Raw genomic sequence first — 20,037 nt, forward strand, 5'->3', positions numbered from 1 at the left:
ATGTAACCTATATTACTTGAACTCAATCTTTCTTTCGAAATGACAGGTGTACCCACCGGGGTTCTTTTGTAAATAATCCTGATGATACTCTTCAGCACTCCAGAAGTCCGCAGCTTTTACGATCTGGGTGACGACAGGTTTTTTCCAGGCACCTGATTTTTCCACGCGAGCCCGCACAATTTCGGCGTCGTCTTTTTGTTGGTCTGACGTGTAGAAAATAACACTGCGATATTGCGTGCCGATATCATTGCCCTGGCGGTTGGTGGTGGTGGGATCATGAATTTTGAAGAAATAAAGCAGCAGATCCTGGTATTTTAGTTTTGTGGGATCAAAGGTGATCTTCACTGTTTCCGCATGATTGGTGGTGCCGGTTTTAACTATGTTGTAAGTGGCATTTTTGGTTTCTCCACCCATATAGCCAACTTCGGTTTGAAGGACGCCAGGCAGTTTGCGCAGCAGATCTTCCATCCCCCAAAAACATCCACCAGCCACATAGGCCACTTCTGAAGAGCTCACGCTGTTTCCTTTCTTGGTCTTGGTGGTCTGTGCAAGACAACTCAAGCTGATACCGAGTGCGATAATTAAAGTGATCAGTGCTTTCATGGAACTTATTTTAGCACTGCTGGGGCTGGCAGGCCAGTGCCTTGGGGGGATCGATGTGCCAATACACAAAGACCGGCACGGGGCCGGTCTTTGTGAGTGATCTTTATTGTTCAGAGCGGCCGTAACCACCGCCAGATCCCGAACACAATGTCAGGACGTCTTGTTTTGCGAATTTCTGTTGCCCCAGAACTGGCAGATGTTTGGCAGCGTCGCCATGTTCAACCAGAACCTCGCAAGGGTCTCCATGAGAACAGTTTTTCAACAGACGGGGACGGTGCAGAGTTAAATCTGTCAGCCAAGTGGCTTCCGCTTCCTCGCGCATTTGCAGTTTCAAAATCAAACCGCGACCGCCATTGAACTTGCCTTTGCCGCCAATGGATTGGCGTTGATCCACGCGCAGAACTTTTACCGGGAAATCCCGCTCCAACTGTTCCAAAGAAAACGGATTCAGAGTGGCGCAGGAACCATCGCGATCGGCTTGGGCCGCTTCGCCCCCTGGAAGACGCAGCAGATAGTGCTTGTCTCCCGAGCGCAGGTCAAAGTGCAAAGCACAGTGACTGCTCAAGGACGTTTCTTGTTTGTGATGGATCTGAGCCAAAGCCAGTTCAACCGCAGACTGCAAAGCTGCCACACCACAAGTCATGCCCTTGTAGATTGGTGCCGGATATTTTCCCACCAGCCAGCAGCCTGAGGGCTTGGTGATTTGCAGGATCGAGAACGATCCAGAGTTTGCCAAATCAGTAAATCCATAATGACGGCTGATCGCATGGAAGCACGTGCCGTAGGTCGCAGACTCAGTCAGGGATACGGTCTTAGCGGCGCTCGTGCCACTGAAATCCATGGATATTTTGCCGTCATGAATTTCTAAATTCAGGCGCAGTAATTCCCCGCTGTCCAGAACCACATCGACACGAGCCTCACCCGAGGCGCTTTCAGAGATTTTCTGAGTCGCTGCTTGTTTGCACAGTCCCAGATAGTCTTCGATCAGCTCGCCCGTGATAGTGAAACCTGTGAATTCAATGGCTTCGATAAGTTTCTGGGCACGCAGGCTTAAATCCTGCACTTGTTCTTTCAGCCATTCTACAAAATTTGGCGGACAAGCCGGGTGGGCCTGCATGGCGGTCAGAAACATTTCGTTGACCTGATTTTTTTGGCGTAAAGGCATGGGGGGAATACGCAGGCCTTCTTCTTCAACGGACTTCACCAAGGTGACTTTGGTATCCAGAGCACGGCGAGTGACCCAAAGAAGATCCTCGGACACCGCCATAACAAATGTCATTTCAGAAAGCAGACTGCCGCCACTGTAAGGATCATTCAAAAGGGCAATATCGCCTTCCTGCAGTTTCAAATATTTTGCGGCGGTGGTTGCTGCCGTGGTCAGGGTTCCGTAGGTCACAGGCATTTGCCCGCGCACCGCCAGAACATCCCCATCCAAAGTCATCAAAGAAGACTCGCCAACCAAAAAGTCATTCAGCAAAGAATGCAGAAGCTCAATTTGATAGTTCATTACAAGGCCCCTTTCAGGGCTTGAGCGCCCCACAATGCTGTGGATTCAGATTCGCAGAACTCCTGTTCGATGATGGTAGTGTGCGGATCTTTCTTGAAAATATTCGCAAACAAAGGAGCCAGCGGACCTGTGACTTTTAACTTCTTAGTCTGACGGCGCAGGCGGCTTTCCATCGCCAGTCGCTGCACGCTTAAGCTTTGCAGTTCTTTAGTGAGATGATGCAAATCGGTGTCGCGCAAAGAGCTGATTTTGGAAAGAGTCAAAAGTGCGTTTTTGAAGCGTTGAATACCTTGTGCGGAAACCCGGTCTTCAAGGCCAGATATCTTGGACAGCTTGTTGTTGTCGGACCAAAGATCCAGAAGGCTCATTTTCTGCCCGCGTCCCAGGAACATCGGTCCGGGCTCCCACGCTTCTTGCTGGTTTGAGAAATCAAAACGACCAAAGCTGTTGAGCTGAATGCCCAAGGTCGGTTGGATGCCCAAAGTGTGGGTTTTCAGGCGACGCACTTCAACGGGTCCCCAAGGGCTTTGCCAGGCAGATTCCCACTGGGATGGGGAGATCAGGGCAAATTGTTCCAGTCCCAGATAAAGAATATCAGCGTTATTTGAAGAATCGGCCAATCCCAGTGCCGATAGGGAAGCAAACAGACTGCCCACTTCGCGTTGAGTTTCGTCCTGGAAAAGATCCCCGGCGCTGTCCAGGAAGTGGATGTCCTTTTTGTCGATCGCGGATTCCAGTCCCGCATACAATTCGCTTTTAAGTTCTGCGAAGACGCCGGACAAAGTGGCGTTCAAAGCATTCTTGGTCCAGCGGCTGACTTCATGAGGATTGTCAGATTTTTCCGGGACAAAAACCTCCAGGCCTTTTTCCTGGAAGATTTTTTTTTGCCAGTTCCAGATGAACCGGATTCGTCGCGGAATGCAGGAAGTTCAAGCAGACTTTTTTACAATCCATCAATTGCACTTTGGCAGCGATGGCTTCAATTTCTTCCGTTTGCAGGGGCAGCTCAATTTGCCCGTCCGCCAGAATGCGTTCACGCACCGAGAATTGCAGGTCCTTATTGGTCAACGTGTGTTCCGGGGAACCACAGATATTCAACCAGTGTTCAACACCTTCAGTGCTGACATGGGCCACGGATCCGCTCAGGCGGTGATCCAGAAGTTTTTTTTGGCACACGCAGGCTGATAAAAGCCTTGGCAATTTGTTGATCTTTGCATGGGGCGACAAACTGGGTCAGTGACGCCTTAAGGTTCTCGCGAGAAAGATAAACTCTTTTCTGCGCAAGGGAATTGGAATCTGACAGGAGAGAGAATTCAGCGAAAGAATCACCGACACTCACTCCCAGCAAGAGGCTGTTTTGCATTTTAGAACGCTCTCTAATGAATTTACACTGGAATTAAGTTAGGCGATCAGGTATAGCAAAATATTCTCTCTAAGAAAAGGATTCTAAAGTGAAGATTTCTCCCGAAATTTTGAATCTGGTGCCGTATAAACCTGGTAAGCCGATTTCCGAGACGCAACGTGAGTACGGGCTCACGACCGTGTATAAGCTTGCAAGTAACGAGAATCCTTTGGGTACTAGCCCCAAAGCCATGGCGGCAGTGAAGACGGCTTTAGAGCATCAAAATCTGTATCCGGATCCTTCCCACTATGAGCTGTTGCAAACCCTGTCAAAAGAATGGGGCTTCCCGACAAAACAACTTGCTATTGGCAATGGCAGTGACGAACTGATTGATCTTCTTACCCGTATTTACTGTGAACCCAAAGACGGTGTTTTGACATCTGTGGCGGCTTTCAATGCCTATGAAGTCAGTGCTCCGGCTAATCGTGCTGTCATTCATAAAGTTCCGATGGCGGCAGGGTATCGCTTTGATCTTCCGGCCGTGGCGGATTATTTCCTGGCTCATCCGGAAAAAAACATTCGCCTGATTTTTGTCTCTAATCCCAACAATCCGACGGGCACTTATGCCACCAAGGCCGAGATCGAATCCTTCCTGGAAAAAGTCGGAAATCGCGACGATGTGATGGTGATTTTTGACGAGGCTTACAATGAGTTCGTGCGTGCGAAGGATTATGCTTCTGCACAAAATTATCTGGGCCAGTACAAGAACCTGATTGTTCTTCGCACTTTCTCCAAAATCTATGGTCTGGCGGGTTTCCGCGTCGGGGCGATGATTGCTCCAGCAGAGACTATTGAAGTTTTTAACCGGGTGCGCAAACCATTTAATGTCAACGATTTAGCGCAAGTGGCTGCAAATGCAGCTCTGCAAGATAAAGAATTTATTGAGCGTTCGCAGCAGATTTGCTGGAAAGGGCTTGATTACTTCTACAAGAAGTTAGAAGAATTAGGCCTGCCTTACATTCCATCTCAAGGGAACTTTGTCATGTTTGACACCCTCCGTGACGCCGCCAAGGTGAATGAAGCCTTGTTACGCCGCGGGATTATTATGAGACCCTTGTTAAACTACGGTTTCAAAACGCATTTGCGTTTGAGTGTAGGGCTCGAGCATGAAAACCAGGCCGCGATTAAAGCCCTGGCAGACGTGCTCAAAGAGATACCTGTGTTAGTATAGTGGAGAATTATGGGAATGGTTATTACGATTGATGGCCCTGCGGCCTCTGGTAAATCTTCAGTAAGTCGTGAGCTGGCTCGTCGTTTGGGCTGGAACTGGGTTTCTACAGGTGCCTTCTATCGTGGTTTGGCTTTTGCTGCTCTTCAACTGCAAATCGATCTTGATGATGTCAAAAATCTAGCAGATCTGACTCACAATCCAGTGTGGAGTGTGAGAATGAACGAGGACCGCACACGTGTCTTCTTCCAGGATCAAGATGTGACAGATCAAATTGCCCATGAAGATGTGGGAAATTTCGCCAGCAAAGTCAGTCATTATCCGGAAGTGCGTAAAGCCCTTTTGGATGCACAACGCGGTTGTTCTGAGGGCCCTCAAGGTTTGGTGGCTGAAGGCCGTGATTGCGGAACTGTGGTTTTCCCTCAAGCGGAAGCCAAGGTTTATCTGACTGCCAACAGTGAACACCGTGCTGCCCGTCGTGCGGCAGAGTTGGGCTTGGATCAAGAAGACATGGTCAAAGCACAGCAACAGCGCGACCTGCAGGATTCCACACGTAAAGTGGCGCCGATGGCGGTCCCAGAGGACGCATTGGTGGTGGACACGACGACTTTGAATCTGGAACAGGTCGTTGATAAAGTCGTCGATTACGTTAAAGGCAAAATCTAAATCACATTATGTAAGTTGCCAGCTGTCGGACCCGTGTTGGAAATCAGGTAGGGAGACCGCGCCGGGCGTTGTTATTATAGAGCGATGACGGCGCTGTGGATTGCAATCCTGATTTTTCTTCTGGGAGGCTCGGTTTCTGCGACTGAAAAAACGGACGCAGAAACCATTCAATGGGCGATGACGGATTTTCCTCCGTTTATTTTGCTTTCTTCTGATGGCGCCAATGTCGATATTCAAAAATCTCAGGGGCCTTTTGCCGAGATTTATCGTGAATTGGTGCGATCCCTGCCTCAGTACAAACACAAATTTGTCAGAGCTTCGTTTCTGCGCGCGGAAAGACTGTTTTTATCACGTCGGCATTTTTGCACACTGCTTTTGCAGGACACCCCCGAACGCGCCCGCTATTTGATTTTTGGAGCGGAGGTGGCGCGGGCTTTGCCCATTGGTCTTGTCATGTCCTCGGGCTCTTACAGTAAGTTTCAGCAGTACGAAACGCCACAGGGCATGGAGCTGGCCAAGCTGGTGCATGTGGGGGAGTTCAGGTTGGGCGTTGTGCAGGGGCGTTCCTATTCCAACAAAATTGATGAGGTGATTTTGAAGGCGAAAGACTCCTATCGCCATGTCAGCGATCAGGCGGTCGGTGGCTTGTTCGCAATGCTGGAAAAGAACCGCCTTGATGGAGTGCTGTCTTATTACCTTGAGGAATGGGATCATCGCAAAGGAAGGGACTCGACGTCGCTCAAGTATCTTCCGGTGAAAGAGGCCCCCGCCTATATCTCGGTTCGTGCCTCTTGCGAGAAGAGCACCTGGGGGGAGGCGACCATCAAAGAGATCTCCAAAGTGGTGGTTGAAAAGAATGTCAGGAACCGCATCTATGACTATTTTCAGAAATCCTTGCCCAAAGAGATGAGAGGAAAAGTCCGCGAGATCTATCGGGGGCTTTTGCCTTGAGACGACCCAGATCCAATAGGTTTGACCTGAGCTCTGTCAGGTCTAGGTTTTCACAAGGGGATGTGCTTGCGCATAATCCGGGAACTCTTAAATCGGCGCCAAGCCGCGTAAAACCTTTGACTTCCAGCCCCTTAGGTCGCTAAACCAGTGATTCGCCTTAAGTGCGAAGAAAGGTTACGGGTAGGGTCCATGAGATCTTACTACGTGGGAGGTTTACAAAACACGATATGACGAAACAATTAAACAAAGCCGAGTTGGAAAAACAGAAAGTTCTAGCTTTCTTGGATGCAGAGGACTCCAAAGTCCCAGCAAATCCTGGCATCTTGAATGCAAAATCTGAAAAAGGTGACTTCGACTCTCTATTCGAAGCATCCATGAAAGAGCAAGACTTCAAAGTCGGCGACGTTGTAACAGGTTCAGTAGTTGAAGTTCAATCTGACTATGTTCTAGTTGACATCAACTACAAGTCTGAAGGTTTGATCGCGATCAACGAATTCCGTATTGTTGACGGCGTTCGCGAAGTTAAAGCTGGAGACAAAGTAGAAGTTCTGATCGACCGTATCGAAAACGAAAACGGTATGATCGTTCTTTCTAAAGACAAAGCTGACATGCTTCGTGCATGGACTGATATCTCTAAAGCAGCTGAGAACGAAGAAGTTATCGAAGGTACTGTTGTTGCTAAAGTTAAAGGCGGCTTGAGCGTTGATATCGGCGTTAAAGCATTCTTGCCTGGATCTCAAATCGATCTTCGTCCAGTTCGCAACATGGACGTATACCTGGGCAAAAAGTTCAAATTCAAAGTTATCAAATTCAACAAGAAACGTGGCAACATCGTTCTTTCTCGCCGTGCGCTTCTTGAAGAAGAACGTGACAGTCTCCGTTCACAAACTTTGGACACTATGGCGGAAGGTTCAGTTGTTACTGGTGTTGTTAAAAACATCACTGACTACGGTGCGTTCATCGATCTTGGTGGCATGGACGGATTGTTGCACATCACAGATATGTCTTGGGGCCGCGTAAAACATCCTTCAGAAATGTTGAATGTTGGCGACGAAATCCAAGTTAAAGTTCTTAAGTATGACAAAGAAAAAGAACGCGTATCTTTGGGTATGAAACAGCTTCATGCAGATCCTTGGGAATCTGTTAAAGCTTCTTACCCTCCAGGCACTAAGCTTAAAGGCAAAGTTGTATCTTTGGCTGAATACGGTGCATTCGTTGAGCTTGGCGAAGGCATCGAAGGTTTGATCCACGTTTCCGAAATGTCTTGGACTAAGCGTGTAAAACACCCTTCTCAAATCGTAGCTGTTGATCAAGAAGTTGAAGTAGTGGTTCTTGAGGTAGACACTGAAAACCGCCGCATCAGCTTGGGCATGAAGCAGCTTCAAGCAAATCCTTGGGTTGAGATGAAAGAATCTTATCCTCCAGGAACAATCATCGAAGGCGAAGTGAAGTCTGTAACTGACTTCGGTATCTTCATCGGCATCGAAGAAGGCATCGACGGTCTAGTTCACATCTCTGACTTCTCTTGGACTAAACGCGTAAATCACCCAAGTGAAATGTTCGCTAAAGGTCAAAAAGTACGCGCGGTTGTTCTAGGTGTAGACATCGAGAACGAAAGATTCTCTTTGGGTATCAAACAACTTGAGTCTGATCCTTGGGCTAACATCGAATCTAAATACGCTATCGGTACACAACACGACGTTAAAGTAACTAAAACAGCTGATTTTGGTGCTTTCGTTGAGCTTGAGTCTGATATCGAAGGTTTGATCCACATTTCTGAACTTACAACTGAGAAAATCAACTCTGTTGAAGACTTCATCAAAGCGGGTCAATCTGTAAAAGCTGAAGTTATCTCTATCGACAAAGACGCTCGTAAGATCGGTTTGTCTGCAAAACTAGTTAAACTTCGCGAATCAAAAGCGGATGTTGACGATTACGTTAAAAAAGCGACTGCAACTTCCAAGTCCACTTTCGGTGACTTGTTTGCTGACCAGTTGAAAAACGTAAAAACTGACAAGCAGTAATTCGATCAAGACCAAAGGCTGACCCGCAAGGGTTCAGCCGGTCGAGGACGATTGACTGACAAGTCTTAAAAGGGGACCCTAGTAGGGTCCCTTTTTTTATTTGAAAAGGGACCTTTTTCATCCATCCGCTCGGGGGCCGATATGAAGGGCAGCTTTTTCAAAAAATTGGTAATTATCTTTTTGGTGTTTGTGGGCTTGGGCGCTTTGCTAAAAATGGGCGGCGACTTCTTCGGAAGCCCGGATAAAAAGGTCACTGCAAAAAACACCATTCTGCATCTGGAAATGAACGGCGTTATTCTTAACGGCAAAAAGTTCATCAAGAATCTTAAAAAATACCGTGATGATGACAAGGTTAAAGCGATCCTGATCAGTATCAATTCTCCGGGTGGCTCTGTTGGGCCTTCACAGGAAATCTTTGCGGAGATCAAGCGTGTTCGTGATGAAATCAAAAAGCCTGTGATCTGCGTTAGTACGGGGATTATGGCCAGCGGTGCTTATTACGCGGCAGTGGCTTGCGATAAGATCGTCGTGGCTCCGGGCTCCTTGGTGGGATCTATCGGGGTGATCATGGAATTTGCCAACCTTGAAAAACTTTATGACTGGGCGAAGATCTCTCGCTATTCCATCACGTCTGGTAAATTCAAAGACTCCGGTGCGGAATACCGCCCGATGCGTGAAGACGAAAGAACTTTGTTCCAAAGCATGATTGATGAAGTCTATGCCCAGTTCAAAGGAACTGTGGCGAAAGAACGTAAACTGCAGGAAGACGTTGTGGCAGAGTATGCCGATGGCCGTGTCTTTACGGGCGCGACGGCGGTGAAAGTGGGCTTTGCCGATCAGGAAGGCTACTATGAAGACGCCGTGAAGCTGGCGGCGGAAACTGCGAAGCTGGGTGATAATTACGAAGTCTTTGAAATTCCTAAAAAGAAAGTCAGCATCTTTGATTTGGGTGGTGGCGATACGGAAGATGACTTGAACAGCATGTCTGAGTTCGCCGATATCATGAAGGGTAAATCCTTTGGTGCGGACATGGAAGGTGCGATGAAGTACATCCTGCGTGCAAAATATTTGAACCAGCCATTGATGTTGATGCCAGGGTACTGGGAGTAGTCCATGAAAACTCTAGGGATCTTTTTGCTGACAGTGCTTTTTGCAGGTTTGGCCCAAGCCAATCCTCAGGACCCACGTCAGCCGCAACCCTGGTATGATATCCGTTGGAAGGGTTATTACTATCTGACTGCGGATCTGGAGCCGGCTCCGGGAGTGATCTTTAAGACCGGTCAGAAGTTCGAGTTTGTGGGAATCACTGGCGGAGGTGGTTATGTGCCTGTGACTGTGTTTGAGCTGAAACCCCTGGTGTGCGAGACACCGCAGCTTGAAACAGAGTTGGTTTTGTTGAATCCTGCGGGTGGAAACAAAACGGAGATCGGCTTTGAGATGCGTAAGAACTGTGTGATGGTTTTCTTTGTTGAAAATCGCCTGGTCGGTACCTCCAGCTATTTCACTGACAGCACGGAGTAAGCATGGCAGCCAAAAAGGCCCGCAAAAAAACATCCCCTAAAAAGAAGGCGCCGATCAAAAGACCGGCGGCTGCCCACGGGAAGATCCAGATCGGCAAGGATGTATGGCCGATGGAGAGGGATGTGCTTTTCCGTCCAGACCGCATGAAATACGTGCGCAAGCTGATCAAGCCGGAAGGGTGCGTGTTCTGTCGGGCTTCAGAAGAAAAAGTCAGCTTTGACACTCTTTGTGCGTTTAAAACCAAGCATTCCATGGTCGTTCTGAATAAGTTCCCTTACAACAGCGGGCACCTGCTGGTTTTACCCAAGCGCCACTGCGGGGATCTTTTAAAACTATCTGATGAAGAATACATGGATTTGCAAAACACCATCCGTTTGGTGATGAAAGCTTTGAATGAGCTATATCAACCAGGTGGCATCAACGTGGGGTTGAATCATGGGGCAGTCGCTGGGGCCGGAATCCCGGAGCACTTGCACTATCATGTCATTCCTCGCTGGACCGGGGATCTTAATTTCTTCCCTTTGATTGCTGAGACAAAGGTCTTGGTTGAAAGTCTTGAGCAGACCTACGAGAAGGTTTGGAGTATTTTAAGAAAATATGAATAGAGGCGTGACTTTTCAAACAGCCCCACTGACACCGGCGGTGAAGTGGTTGCTGATCATCAATGTAGCTATCTGGTTTGTCTTCCAAGTGATCCTGGAAGGCTTCCTGCGTATTCCTTTCACGTCGATCTTCGGTTTGTTCCCGGGGAAAGTTCTTTTTGATTTCCAGATCTGGCAACTGGGAACCTACATGTTCCTGCACTCGATGCAGGTCACACATATTTTGTTTAATATGCTGATGCTGTGGTTCTTCGGGGCCGAGCTGGAGCAGCGCTGGGGTTCGAAGTTCTTCCTGGTGTATTATTTTGTGTCCGGCATTGGCGCTGCAGTTTTGTACTGCCTGGGTGTGTGGATCTATGCTTTGACCACGGGTTCTCAAACCGGCCTGATCGTGCCGGTGGTTGGGGCCTCCGGAGCGGTCTTCGGTCTTTTGCTGGCGCAGGGGCTGATCTTTGGTGAACGTATTGTTTACTTCTTTATGCTCTTCCCGATGAAGACTAAGTTCTTCGTGGCCTTGATGGGTCTGGTGCAGTTGGCCTCTCTTATGACTTCCAGTGTCAGTGGTGGCGAAGTGGCTTATTTGGCCCATTTGGGTGGGATCGTGTCCGGCTTTATCTGCTTGAAAACCAAGGGTTGGCTGGATCGCAATGACCTTCGTAAGAAGTCCAAAAATAAAGGCCGTAACCTGCGTTTGGTCGTTAATAACGATAAAAACGAAAAGAACGATAGACCTCCCAAATATTGGAACTAGCTGGACGGGGCCCATTTTTTGAGCTATAAAAAAGGGCTCGATCGCAAAAGGGAGTTTTTATGTCTTTGGCTCAGGCTAATAAGAATTTGAAGTATGATAAGCGTATGACTGAAAACAAAATCAACGCAGGTGAAATGTCCAAAGAAGAATGGCAGAAACACCTTGAGCAGCTTCCTGATCTTTCTCACAACGTAGAAACGTTCACTATGGACGGTAAAAATACGAAGGATGAAGACTCTCACTAATTCCCGAGTGATCTGATCCGCCCCAACTGTAAACTTTCCGGGGACTAAAAAGCACAACCACTAAAATGGTTGTGCTTTTTTTATTTCCAAAAGATGGATTTTTCACTGCGGAAGGTAACAAGGATGCCCAGTGCTACTGAGTCTTATTGGAAGATGCAGTCATGGAGTTTTCACGAGCAATCGCGGCCGTGACTTCATTTTGGCTAAATGGCGCCCACTCTTCACGAATGATTTTGAAAGAGTCACCAGCCTTCACGGCATAGATCGTCTTCACACCATAATCGACGTGCTTGTCGGATTCGTAGCGCTGCAGAGTTTTGACCAAAAGCTGATCGTTGTGTTGAACGATATAAGGCTGGGACAAGTGAACCTTGATATAATCGTATTTGGATTTCAGGTTCTTTTTGTGATTCATCCAGGAATTGTAGTTAAAGCCCGGAGCTTTGAAACCGGCATCGTAATAGGACATGTATTTGTCGATGTCCTGATTTTCCCAAGCTTGTCTCCAGTTTTCAACGAAGCGACTTAGCTCTACACGGCGCTTGTCATGTTCATCTTTGCTGACATAGTTGACGTGATCGAAGATCAGAATCGGGGTTTCGCCCAGCTTGATATAGTCCGCCAGCTTTTTAATCACGTCATTGCGAACCACCACACAGCCGCGGGAGCCGCGGGTCAGAGGCACCGAGTCGGGAATCGCATGCAGCCAGATACCAGAACCAGTTTTGTTTTCGCGCTTGTCGAAAAGATTCGGGTAGTTCGTGGTGAAAGCCAAAGCGCCGTAAAGGCTGAATGGAATTTTAGGCTGGCTCAAACGCTCTTGCAGGAAGTAAATGCCTTCGGGTGTTTTATGATCATCACGTTTGGTTTTGTTGCCACCCATTTTGCCGATGTCGGCCGGGTATTCGATGATCTTTTGAATGAGTTCCCCATTACGTTCAAAAACAGAAAGCTTGCGCTGCTCTTTATCGACCAGAAAAACATAACGGGAAAACGCTTCGGTTTCTGAAATCTGCAACAAAGAAGCGGGCAGCAGTTCTTTCTCGTTTTGGGATTTGGGCGCGACAACAGGGTCCGCCATGGTCGGCAGACTCAGGAAAAGTAAAGCACAGCCCGTGAGGAAAAATCTCATGTTCTTATTATGCCTGAAAAGGTCTTATTCTTGTCAAGTGGCTGTCCTCAGGTGTCCAGAGGTTAGACGTTTTTCCAATAATATATTTGTAAATAATGAGGCCTAAGATCTTAAGACCTAAGCCTGTCTCACCGATAAAATCTATGACAAGAGGTTTATACATGGCTGAACAAAAAGAGCAATCGACCGCGAAACCACGCAATATGGCAATGATCTTTCAAGTGGCCTTTGCGGTATTGAATCTTGCCGTCATGGGAGGCGGGGCTTACATGGTTTATGCCTCGACCATGGGATGGGAAAGTCCCAAGTTGACGGAAGAGGATGCTGAGCGTGAATTGGCCTCCACGGCCAGTGAAGCCGATACGGCTCCTTTGGTCTATACCATGGATAAGTTCACCGTAAATCTGGGTGGGGAGCCAAAGCGCACCATCCGTCTTGAGATCAATTTGCAAATGCTGGGTAAAGAGGGTTTTGAAGAGGTCATGGAGCCTGAAAACCGTGCCAAAGCCCGCGATCGTATCGTCCGTCTGCTGAATGATAAACCTTTCGCGGATCTGGACAGCATTCAAGGCAAACTTTTCCTGAAAGACAAGATTGCAGGGGAAGTGAATGGCATTCTTCGTCGTGGTATCGTGAAGGATGTATTCTTCTCTGACTTCATTGTTCAATAAGAACATCTGCCAAAAGTCTTAAAAGTCCTGAAGTTCGTTGTCATCATAGCCCCACAGTTTCAAACTAGGTGCAGTGTCGTTCTGTATTAACCAACGAAAGAAGCACCTATGAAACGGATTTCAACTTTGCTTTTGGGGCTGAGTCTTGCTGTCTCTGCTCACGCCGTCGAACCGTCCCCAGCTCCTGCCAGTAAGGGCCAAGATGTTATCGGGGCCATCAAGGGATGGACTGAAAACAATCCTGATTTAAAGATCTCTTTGCCGGTAACCAAGTTTGTCCTGGATAACGGATTGACCGTGCTTCTGCTGGAAGATCATGCTGTGCCGATGGTCAGCTATCACACCTGGTACCGTGTTGGTTCCCGTGATGAATCCCCAGGGGTGACCGGGGCGGCACACATGCTTGAACACATGATGTTCAAGGGTGCTAAGAAGTATGATGGCAAGTCTTTCGACCGTATTTTCCATGAAAATGGAATCACCAACAATGCCTTCACCACGAACGACTACACGGGCTTTTATGAAAACCTGCCCAGCTCGAAGCTGGAGCTGGTGATGGACATGGAAGTGGACCGCATGAGTTCGCTTCTGATCAGCCCGGAAGATCTAAAAAGCGAAAAAGAAGTGGTGAAGGAAGAACGCCGCTGGCGTGTGGACAACAACCCGATGGGGTTGTTGCGAGAGTTGATGATGGGAACTTTGTTCAAAGTTCACCCTTACAAATGGCCGGTGATCGGCTATATGAAAGATATTGAAGCTTATGATTCCGACAAGCTTCGTTATTTCTACAACACCTTCTATGTGCCGAATAATGCCGTTTTGGTTGTGGTGGGGGATTTCAAAACATCCACAGTTAAAAGCCTGATCGAAAAGTATTATGGCAAGCTGCCATCGCGTCCTTTGCCGGAAAGAAAATATCCGACCGAACCGTTGCAGAAAGTGCAGCAGAATGCGACTTTGCGCAAAGACGTTCAAAACACGTCGTTTGTTGTGGCCTATCAAAGTCCAAAGCAGGGGGACCCGGATATGTATGCCCTGGATCTGGCCGCCAATATTCTGGGTAACGGCAGTTCCAGTCGTTTGCATAAACGCCTGGTTTATCAAAAGCAGGTGGCGACCTCCGCTTATTCCTACAACTACTCTATGAAAGATCAGGGTATGTTCGCAGTGGGCGTGAATATGAAGCCGGGCTTGGGGTCCGCAGAGGCGCTGGATCTGGTTTACAATGAGATTTGGAAATTGCGCAATCAGAAGGTGACTCCACAGGAGCTTGAAAAAGCCAAAACTCAGGTCATGAAGGATCTGGTGGACAGCCTGAAAACGATGGACGGCAAGGCGCGTGCTTTGGCCGTCAATGAAATCGTGAATGGCACTTATGAAACCCTTTTCACCGATTTGGAAAAATACCAGGCGGTGACTGCTGATGACATCAAACGCGTGGCGGATAAATTCACACAGCAGACCCAAAGATCCATTGTCACTCTTGAACCCAAAGTGAAGAAGGAACAATAGTCATGAGAATATTTACCGCAGCTTTGACACTTCCTCTTGTATGTTCTGCGCTGGTGGCTTGTTCCAGCACATCTCACAAATCCACGGTGAAACCACCGACGGATGGCTATGTGACCAAAGGCAATGGCTCATTCAAGTTGCAGCCTTATAAAGAAGTCACTTTGGAAAATGGACTGAAAATTTACTTTATCCATGATGCAACCTTGCCGCGGGTCAGTCTGACTTTGATGATCAAGACCGGCAGTATGCAGGAAGGCTCTGCGAAGCCTGGACTGAATGCCCTGACATCCTATCTTTTGGAGCAGGGGACTCAGTCCCGGGATGCCATGAAGCTTGCCGATGAATTCGGGCAATTGGGCTCTGGGGTTGATATCAGCCCTAGTGCTGATGCCACAACGGTGTATGCGGATTCTTTGACAACGGGGGCGCAAACGCTGTTGGATCTGTTTGCAGATGTGACTATGAATCCGGCGTTTAAGGACGCTGAAATTGCCCGTATTCGTTCACAGATGCTGGCGGGTTTGCAAAAGAAGGTCGATAATCCGTCCTCTTTTGCAGATGAAAAGATGGATCAATTTGTTTTTGGCAACCACCCTTACGGGCGTGACACCAACGGGACTCCGGAAGGGCTAAAAGCCATTGGCAAGCAAGATGTGATCAAACATTACCTGACCTTCTTCCGTCCGAACAATTCCATGCTGGCGGTGGTGGGAAGCTATGATGCGGCCTATGAAAATCGCGTGAGAGAAGTCTTTGGTAAGTGGACCAAGCGCACAATCCCGGAAGTTCAGGTGGAAGCGCCTCCGGTCAGTGAAAACTTGCAAGTGAAGCTGATTGTGAAAAAGGGTCTGCAGCAGACTCAGATTCGCATCGGGCAAGTGGGTATCAGTCGCGCGGATCAGGACTATTTGCGCCTGCGCTTGGCCAATGAAACCGTCGGCGGCAGTTTTGCCAGCCGTCTGAATCAGAAGGTTCGCGATGATCTGGGGCTGACCTATTCTGTCTATTCTTACTTTGATGTTCGTAAAGAGCGCGGCAGCTATGACATTGTGACCTTTACGAAGAACGAGACTGCTGGGAAAACCTTGGACGAGGCCTTGAAGGTGCTGAATGATTTTGTCGGTAACGGAGCCACTGAAGCCGAGGTGAGTGCGGGCCGCAATCAGCTGATCGGTCAGTTCCCAAGAGCTATCGAAACCGCGGATCGCCTGGCCTACAATCTTCTGGCTTTGGAGTTCTATGGAATTCCGGTGGACTACTTGACGGACTTTAATAAAAACGTCGGAGCCATCAAGCCAAAGGATGCCAACGCGGCCTTTAAGAAAGCGGTGGACCCGGCGAAATTCAAGGTTCTGGTTTACGGTGATGAAAAAATCATTCCTCAGTTTGAAAAGTACAAACCAGTCATTGAGCGAATGAAGTAAAAGACAGGCTCGGGACAAATAAAAAACCCACAACTTATCAGGTTGTGGGTTTTTTGTTTTAAGCGAAAGATCTGATTTTTATCTGCGTTTCTTACGGGCCTTCAGGAAGATGTAAGCACCCAGTGCTGCCAGCAAGATGGCCCCGGCCAGCAGAAGGGTCTTGTTATTGCCTTTGCCGCCGTCCTCTTCACCTTGCAGCATATCGGCTGGCATGGCAGAGCTGATTGGGGCCCCCAGGGTTTCCGAACCTGGACGGATCGGACCCAGTTCCGGTTTGGCAAGCAGGTTCTTGGAGGCAATCACGCGCAAGCTCATCACGGCTTTGAAGAAGTCCTGGCTGTATTTGGTGTAGTACTGTTTGTGCGCACTGAAGGTGATCAGGATCGCGATTTTATCTTTGATCGTGGCCAGATAGCGCGTGAAGTAGTTGGGAACTTCAGACCCCAAATGCAATGAGTCCACCCATGTCTGGTCGTTGATCTGCACACTTTTGGATTTGTAAACGATTTTAGACTCAGAGGCGCCGCCGCCTTTTAGCGCGACCGAGATAGGGGTGTTCAGATGAGATTCATACAGCGCGAAGGTGTCAGTCGGGCCAACTTCTTTGGCAGTCAGAATGATGATGGCCTCTTTGGCTTCCTTGGTTTGTTCACTTCGGCAGACCCATTCGGTTTGTTCCAGGTTGCACTTCCAGGTCTCTGGCATTTCAAATGCGATGTAAGCATTACGAAAGACTTTTGCATGGGCGCTAAAACTGAGTAGAATAACTGCGAGTGATGCTAACAAACGATACTTCATGCAGACCTCGGCTGGTGTGGCTGATTTTGCACTCCGGAGCACCGGAGTAAACATTGAAGTAAGTATAATAACAATTTCCTCTGGGATCAAAGAGCAAAAGGGAGATTTCTTGTGAAGAACCTTTATCAGCTGACCACATTCGTGACAGTCATCAGTGAGGGCAGTATGACTGCAGCGGCAGACAAGCTCTATTTGACTCAGCCAGCAGTGTCCCAGCAAATTCGCAACCTGGAGGAAGATCTAGGTGTGGAGCTGCTGGTAAGGGGCGTACGTTCGATTAAAGCCACCCCTCAAGGGGAGGTTCTGTACGAGTATGCCAAGAAGATCATCCATCTGACTCAGCAGGCGGAAATCGCCATCAAATCCATCGGTAATCAAATGAAGGGGCAGTTGCGAATCGGGACGCTGAACTCTTTGGGATTGCACGTGATGAGTCCCATTGTGGGACGCCTGATGCGCCATAATCCGGAACTGACCCTGAAGATTGAATATGACCGCGGGGATGAGTTGATCAAAGGATATAAGAAAGGTCAGTACGATGTGTTGATCCTTCCGGATACCAAAACCGAGTTTGCCGCCGAGCTGGAAGGCAGCGAGCAGCGCTTTCTTTTGAAAGAGGAAATGTGGCTGGTGGGTTCGAGCAAAGATGAAAAAATGCCTCAGCAGATTATGGTGAAGGATATGGGGGCTTTTCCCTTGGTGGACTTCACTGAAGAGTTCCCGGCATTTTACAGTGAACTTCATGGCAAGATCCAATCCCAAGGTGCCAAGATCAGTTCGATCTTTGAATCCTCCAATGTGGGGACATTAAAGCGGGTGATTGAGGCCGGATTGGGCTGGGGCTTTCTGCCGGCGCATTCCATTAAAAAACAAGTGCGCTCAGGTCGCTTGAATCGGGTGTACGTCAAAGACATGCACTATGAAATTGATCTGATGTTCTATTATAAAAAGAATTCCGACAGCAAGGCCTTGGTCGAGGTCTTCTATCAAACTCTGGCTCAACAGGAAAAAGGTTAGACCTTTGTAGTATTCATTTTAGGACTTTTTCTTCCGAAGAAAGACTCAGATTCTTTTCGGGAGAAAGTCTTAAATGAAGAAAAAATATTCTATACAGGTCAAGTTGGCGGTTCCTATTATTCTAATTGCCTTACTTGTTTTGGGAACGATGACCTTTTTGATGGCTCGCAATGGCCATGAAACTGCAAAGCAAGCGGCGACCGACAAGACGGTGGCGACGGCTCGAGCTTATGCGGCAGAGATGCGTTTGGAAGTCGAGCGCGGCTTGGATATCGCGCGCAATACAGCGCATATTTTGGAGTCATTTAAGAAGCGCAACAACACTGGTCGTTCGCAAGTCGCAGAAGCTTTGCGTGAAGTTCTGGAAAAAAATAAATTCCTGATTGGTACCTGGACAGGTTGGGAGCCCAATGCCTGGGATGGCAAGGACTCTGACTATGTATCGGTTCAAGGACACGATGCCACAGGTCGATTCGTGCCATATCTGAACTGGGAAGGTGGCAAGTCCTCTCTGACTCCACTTGTGGGTTATGCCAAGGCTGGAGAAGGGGACTACTATCTGGTTCCTCAGGCCCGCGGTAAAGAAACCATGGTTGAACCGTATCTTTACCCCATTGACGGCGTTCAGGTGTTGATGACATCTGCGGTTGTTCCTATCTTTGTGGATGGCAAGTTTGTTGGAAACTCGGGCGTGGATTTGCCCTTGAAGGATATTCAGAGCAAAGCCAACGGCGTAAAGCCATTTGAAACTTCTGAAGCTTATCTGGTGACGGCTCATGGTAACTATGTGTCGCATCCGGATGAAAAAATGATCACAAAGGCCGCGGAGTATCCTTTTGAATCTGAAAAGTTCAAAGCGGCCATCAGCAAAGGCGAAGAGCTGACTATTTCAGGTGTTGATCCGAAGGATCACCAGGAATATCTGTATGTGGTTTCCCCTATGAATCTTGGTAACACACAAGAACCCTGGGCTTTGATTGTCCGAACTCCCACTAAGACGGTTCTGGCTGAGGCCAATGCCATGGTGTGGACTCAGATCGTGATTGCTCTTTCCGGCATCTTTGTATTGCTGGTGGCGGTGATGGTGATTGCCCGCATGATCTCCCAATCTGTCAGTGGTTTGGCAAATAAGCTGCAAGACTCCGGTGATCTGGTGTCCTCCGCAATTCATCAGTTGTCCATTGCTGGCCAATCTTTATCTGAATCGTCCAGCTCGTCTGCGGCTTCTTTGGAAGAAACTGTGGCGGCTTTGGAAGAAATGACTTCCATGGTGAAGATGAATTCCGACAATGCAAAACAGGCGGCTGCTTTGTCTGCGCAGTCTTCTGAAACAGCGGTGCAGGGCGAAAAAGAGATGGGTGAGCTGTTGTCTTCCATGAATGAAATCTCTTCTTCATCCAAACAAATCGAAGAGATCATCAATGTGATCGACGATATCGCTTTCCAGACAAACCTGTTGGCGTTGAATGCCTCTGTTGAAGCGGCTCGTGCGGGTGAGCACGGTAAGGGCTTCGCAGTCGTGGCTGAAGCTGTGCGAACACTGGCACAGCGTTCTGCAAGTGCGGCAAAAGACATCACAGGTTTGATCAAGGAATCTGTTGAGAAGATTGATCGTGGTACACATAAGGCCGACAAGTCCGGTGAGATGTTAAAGAACATTGTGACGTCCGTGAAGAAAGTAGCGGATCTTAACAATGAGATCTCCATGGCCAGTGAAGAACAGTCCACCGGTATTCAGCAGATTTCCAAAGCGATGAATCAACTGGATCAATCTGTGCAGTCCAATGCGGCGTCCTCTGAGGAAATCGCAGGCACAGCTCAGGAGATCAATTCTCAGGCCGCTATCATGAAGAATGTGGTGGATGAGCTGAACACGGTTGTTTATGGTGACGGAAAAGAGTCAGCTCCGGGCAACGCTCCGGTGGCAAAAGCTCCAGAGGCTCCGGAAATGGACGAAGAAGGCTGGAAAGCGGCCTAATAAAATCAATTCTCCACCAGGTGGATGGATTTTCATAACTCGCAGAGTTAAGCATGACCTTGGTC

The 20,037-nt window shown here is 48.3% G+C and carries 20 protein-coding genes; 14 read left to right on the top strand and 6 right to left on the bottom strand.

Going from position 1 to position 20,037, the window contains the following annotated elements:
• Positions 1-12: 12 nt before the first annotated feature.
• The 4 genes from msrA to ACES2G_RS04585 form a co-directional block, all read right to left on the bottom strand.
• Complete coding sequence (gene msrA, locus ACES2G_RS04570) at positions 13-603, bottom strand: peptide-methionine (S)-S-oxide reductase MsrA (protein WP_347357271.1); 591 nt, start codon at positions 601-603, stop codon at positions 13-15.
• A 103-nt stretch (positions 604-706) separates the two neighbouring features.
• On the bottom strand, positions 707-2,110 hold the full coding sequence (locus ACES2G_RS04575) for a hydantoinase B/oxoprolinase family protein (protein WP_374001429.1): 1,404 nt from the start codon (positions 2,108-2,110) through the stop codon (positions 707-709).
• Positions 2,110-2,904, bottom strand: coding sequence for a hypothetical protein (locus ACES2G_RS04580; RefSeq protein ID WP_374001430.1), 795 nt, complete (start codon positions 2,902-2,904; stop codon positions 2,110-2,112). Before ACES2G_RS04580 ends, ACES2G_RS04575 begins: the two co-directional genes overlap by 1 nt.
• A 37-nt stretch (positions 2,905-2,941) precedes the next feature.
• Positions 2,942-3,310 carry a hydantoinase/oxoprolinase N-terminal domain-containing protein gene (locus ACES2G_RS04585; protein WP_374001431.1) on the bottom strand — a complete coding sequence of 123 codons (369 nt, stop codon included), beginning with the start codon at positions 3,308-3,310 and terminating at the stop codon, positions 2,942-2,944.
• 251 nt (positions 3,311-3,561) lie between these two features.
• Here ACES2G_RS04585 and hisC point away from each other — a divergent pair, with 251 nt between their 5' ends.
• From hisC to ACES2G_RS04630, 9 genes are all read left to right on the top strand, one after another.
• Positions 3,562-4,683: a histidinol-phosphate transaminase gene (gene hisC / locus ACES2G_RS04590; RefSeq protein WP_374001432.1), complete on the top strand. Its 1,122-nt coding sequence runs from the start codon at positions 3,562-3,564 to the stop codon at positions 4,681-4,683.
• A 9-nt stretch (positions 4,684-4,692) separates the two neighbouring features.
• Positions 4,693-5,346, top strand: a complete 654-nt coding sequence (gene cmk / locus ACES2G_RS04595) for a (d)CMP kinase (protein ID WP_374001433.1) — start codon at positions 4,693-4,695, stop codon at positions 5,344-5,346.
• 84 nt (positions 5,347-5,430) lie between these two features.
• Positions 5,431-6,297 (top strand): TIGR02285 family protein, encoded by an 867-nt coding sequence (locus tag ACES2G_RS04600; RefSeq protein ID WP_347357266.1) that lies wholly within the window; start codon positions 5,431-5,433, stop codon positions 6,295-6,297.
• A 227-nt stretch (positions 6,298-6,524) separates the two neighbouring features.
• Positions 6,525-8,321 (top strand): 30S ribosomal protein S1, encoded by a 1,797-nt coding sequence (locus ACES2G_RS04605; RefSeq protein WP_374001434.1) that lies wholly within the window; start codon positions 6,525-6,527, stop codon positions 8,319-8,321.
• 141 nt (positions 8,322-8,462) lie between these two features.
• Positions 8,463-9,431 carry a signal peptide peptidase SppA gene (gene sppA, locus ACES2G_RS04610; protein ID WP_347357264.1) on the top strand — a complete coding sequence of 323 codons (969 nt, stop codon included), beginning with the start codon at positions 8,463-8,465 and terminating at the stop codon, positions 9,429-9,431.
• Between the two features lie 3 nt (positions 9,432-9,434).
• Positions 9,435-9,842, top strand: a complete 408-nt coding sequence (locus ACES2G_RS04615) for a hypothetical protein (protein WP_347357263.1) — start codon at positions 9,435-9,437, stop codon at positions 9,840-9,842.
• A gap of 2 nt (positions 9,843-9,844) precedes the next feature.
• Positions 9,845-10,447: an HIT domain-containing protein gene (locus ACES2G_RS04620; RefSeq protein ID WP_347357261.1), complete on the top strand. Its 603-nt coding sequence runs from the start codon at positions 9,845-9,847 to the stop codon at positions 10,445-10,447.
• On the top strand, positions 10,440-11,195 hold the full coding sequence (locus tag ACES2G_RS04625) for a rhomboid family intramembrane serine protease (protein WP_347357260.1): 756 nt from the start codon (positions 10,440-10,442) through the stop codon (positions 11,193-11,195). Before ACES2G_RS04620 ends, ACES2G_RS04625 begins: the two co-directional genes overlap by 8 nt.
• A gap of 59 nt (positions 11,196-11,254) precedes the next feature.
• Complete coding sequence (locus tag ACES2G_RS04630; protein ID WP_347357259.1) at positions 11,255-11,440, top strand: hypothetical protein; 186 nt, start codon at positions 11,255-11,257, stop codon at positions 11,438-11,440.
• Between the two features lie 133 nt (positions 11,441-11,573).
• On the opposite strand, the gene ACES2G_RS04635 is transcribed toward ACES2G_RS04630, so the two are convergent.
• Positions 11,574-12,572, bottom strand: coding sequence for a L,D-transpeptidase family protein (locus tag ACES2G_RS04635; RefSeq protein ID WP_347357258.1), 999 nt, complete (start codon positions 12,570-12,572; stop codon positions 11,574-11,576).
• Positions 12,573-12,733: 161 nt separating this feature from the next.
• Between ACES2G_RS04635 and fliL the strand changes: the two genes are divergently transcribed.
• The 3 genes from fliL to ACES2G_RS04650 all read left to right on the top strand — a co-directional run bounded on the left by fliL (position 12,734) and on the right by ACES2G_RS04650 (position 16,179).
• Positions 12,734-13,243, top strand: coding sequence for a flagellar basal body-associated FliL family protein (gene fliL, locus ACES2G_RS04640; RefSeq protein WP_347357257.1), 510 nt, complete (start codon positions 12,734-12,736; stop codon positions 13,241-13,243).
• Positions 13,244-13,351: 108 nt separating this feature from the next.
• Positions 13,352-14,755, top strand: coding sequence for a pitrilysin family protein (locus ACES2G_RS04645; protein WP_347357255.1), 1,404 nt, complete (start codon positions 13,352-13,354; stop codon positions 14,753-14,755).
• Positions 14,756-14,757: 2 nt separating this feature from the next.
• Complete coding sequence (locus ACES2G_RS04650; RefSeq protein ID WP_347357254.1) at positions 14,758-16,179, top strand: pitrilysin family protein; 1,422 nt, start codon at positions 14,758-14,760, stop codon at positions 16,177-16,179.
• Positions 16,180-16,257: 78 nt separating this feature from the next.
• On the opposite strand, the gene ACES2G_RS04655 is transcribed toward ACES2G_RS04650, so the two are convergent.
• Positions 16,258-16,977, bottom strand: a complete 720-nt coding sequence (locus ACES2G_RS04655; RefSeq protein WP_347357253.1) for a hypothetical protein — start codon at positions 16,975-16,977, stop codon at positions 16,258-16,260.
• A 111-nt stretch (positions 16,978-17,088) separates the two neighbouring features.
• Between ACES2G_RS04655 and ACES2G_RS04660 the strand changes: the two genes are divergently transcribed.
• Positions 17,089-17,994: a LysR family transcriptional regulator gene (locus ACES2G_RS04660; RefSeq protein WP_347357252.1), complete on the top strand. Its 906-nt coding sequence runs from the start codon at positions 17,089-17,091 to the stop codon at positions 17,992-17,994.
• Between the two features lie 73 nt (positions 17,995-18,067).
• Positions 18,068-19,972: a methyl-accepting chemotaxis protein gene (locus ACES2G_RS04665; RefSeq protein ID WP_374001435.1), complete on the top strand. Its 1,905-nt coding sequence runs from the start codon at positions 18,068-18,070 to the stop codon at positions 19,970-19,972.
• Positions 19,973-20,037 lie beyond the last annotated feature (65 nt).

Source organism: Bdellovibrio bacteriovorus, assembly GCF_041888015.1.
GTDB lineage: Bacteria > Bdellovibrionota > Bdellovibrionia > Bdellovibrionales > Bdellovibrionaceae > Bdellovibrio.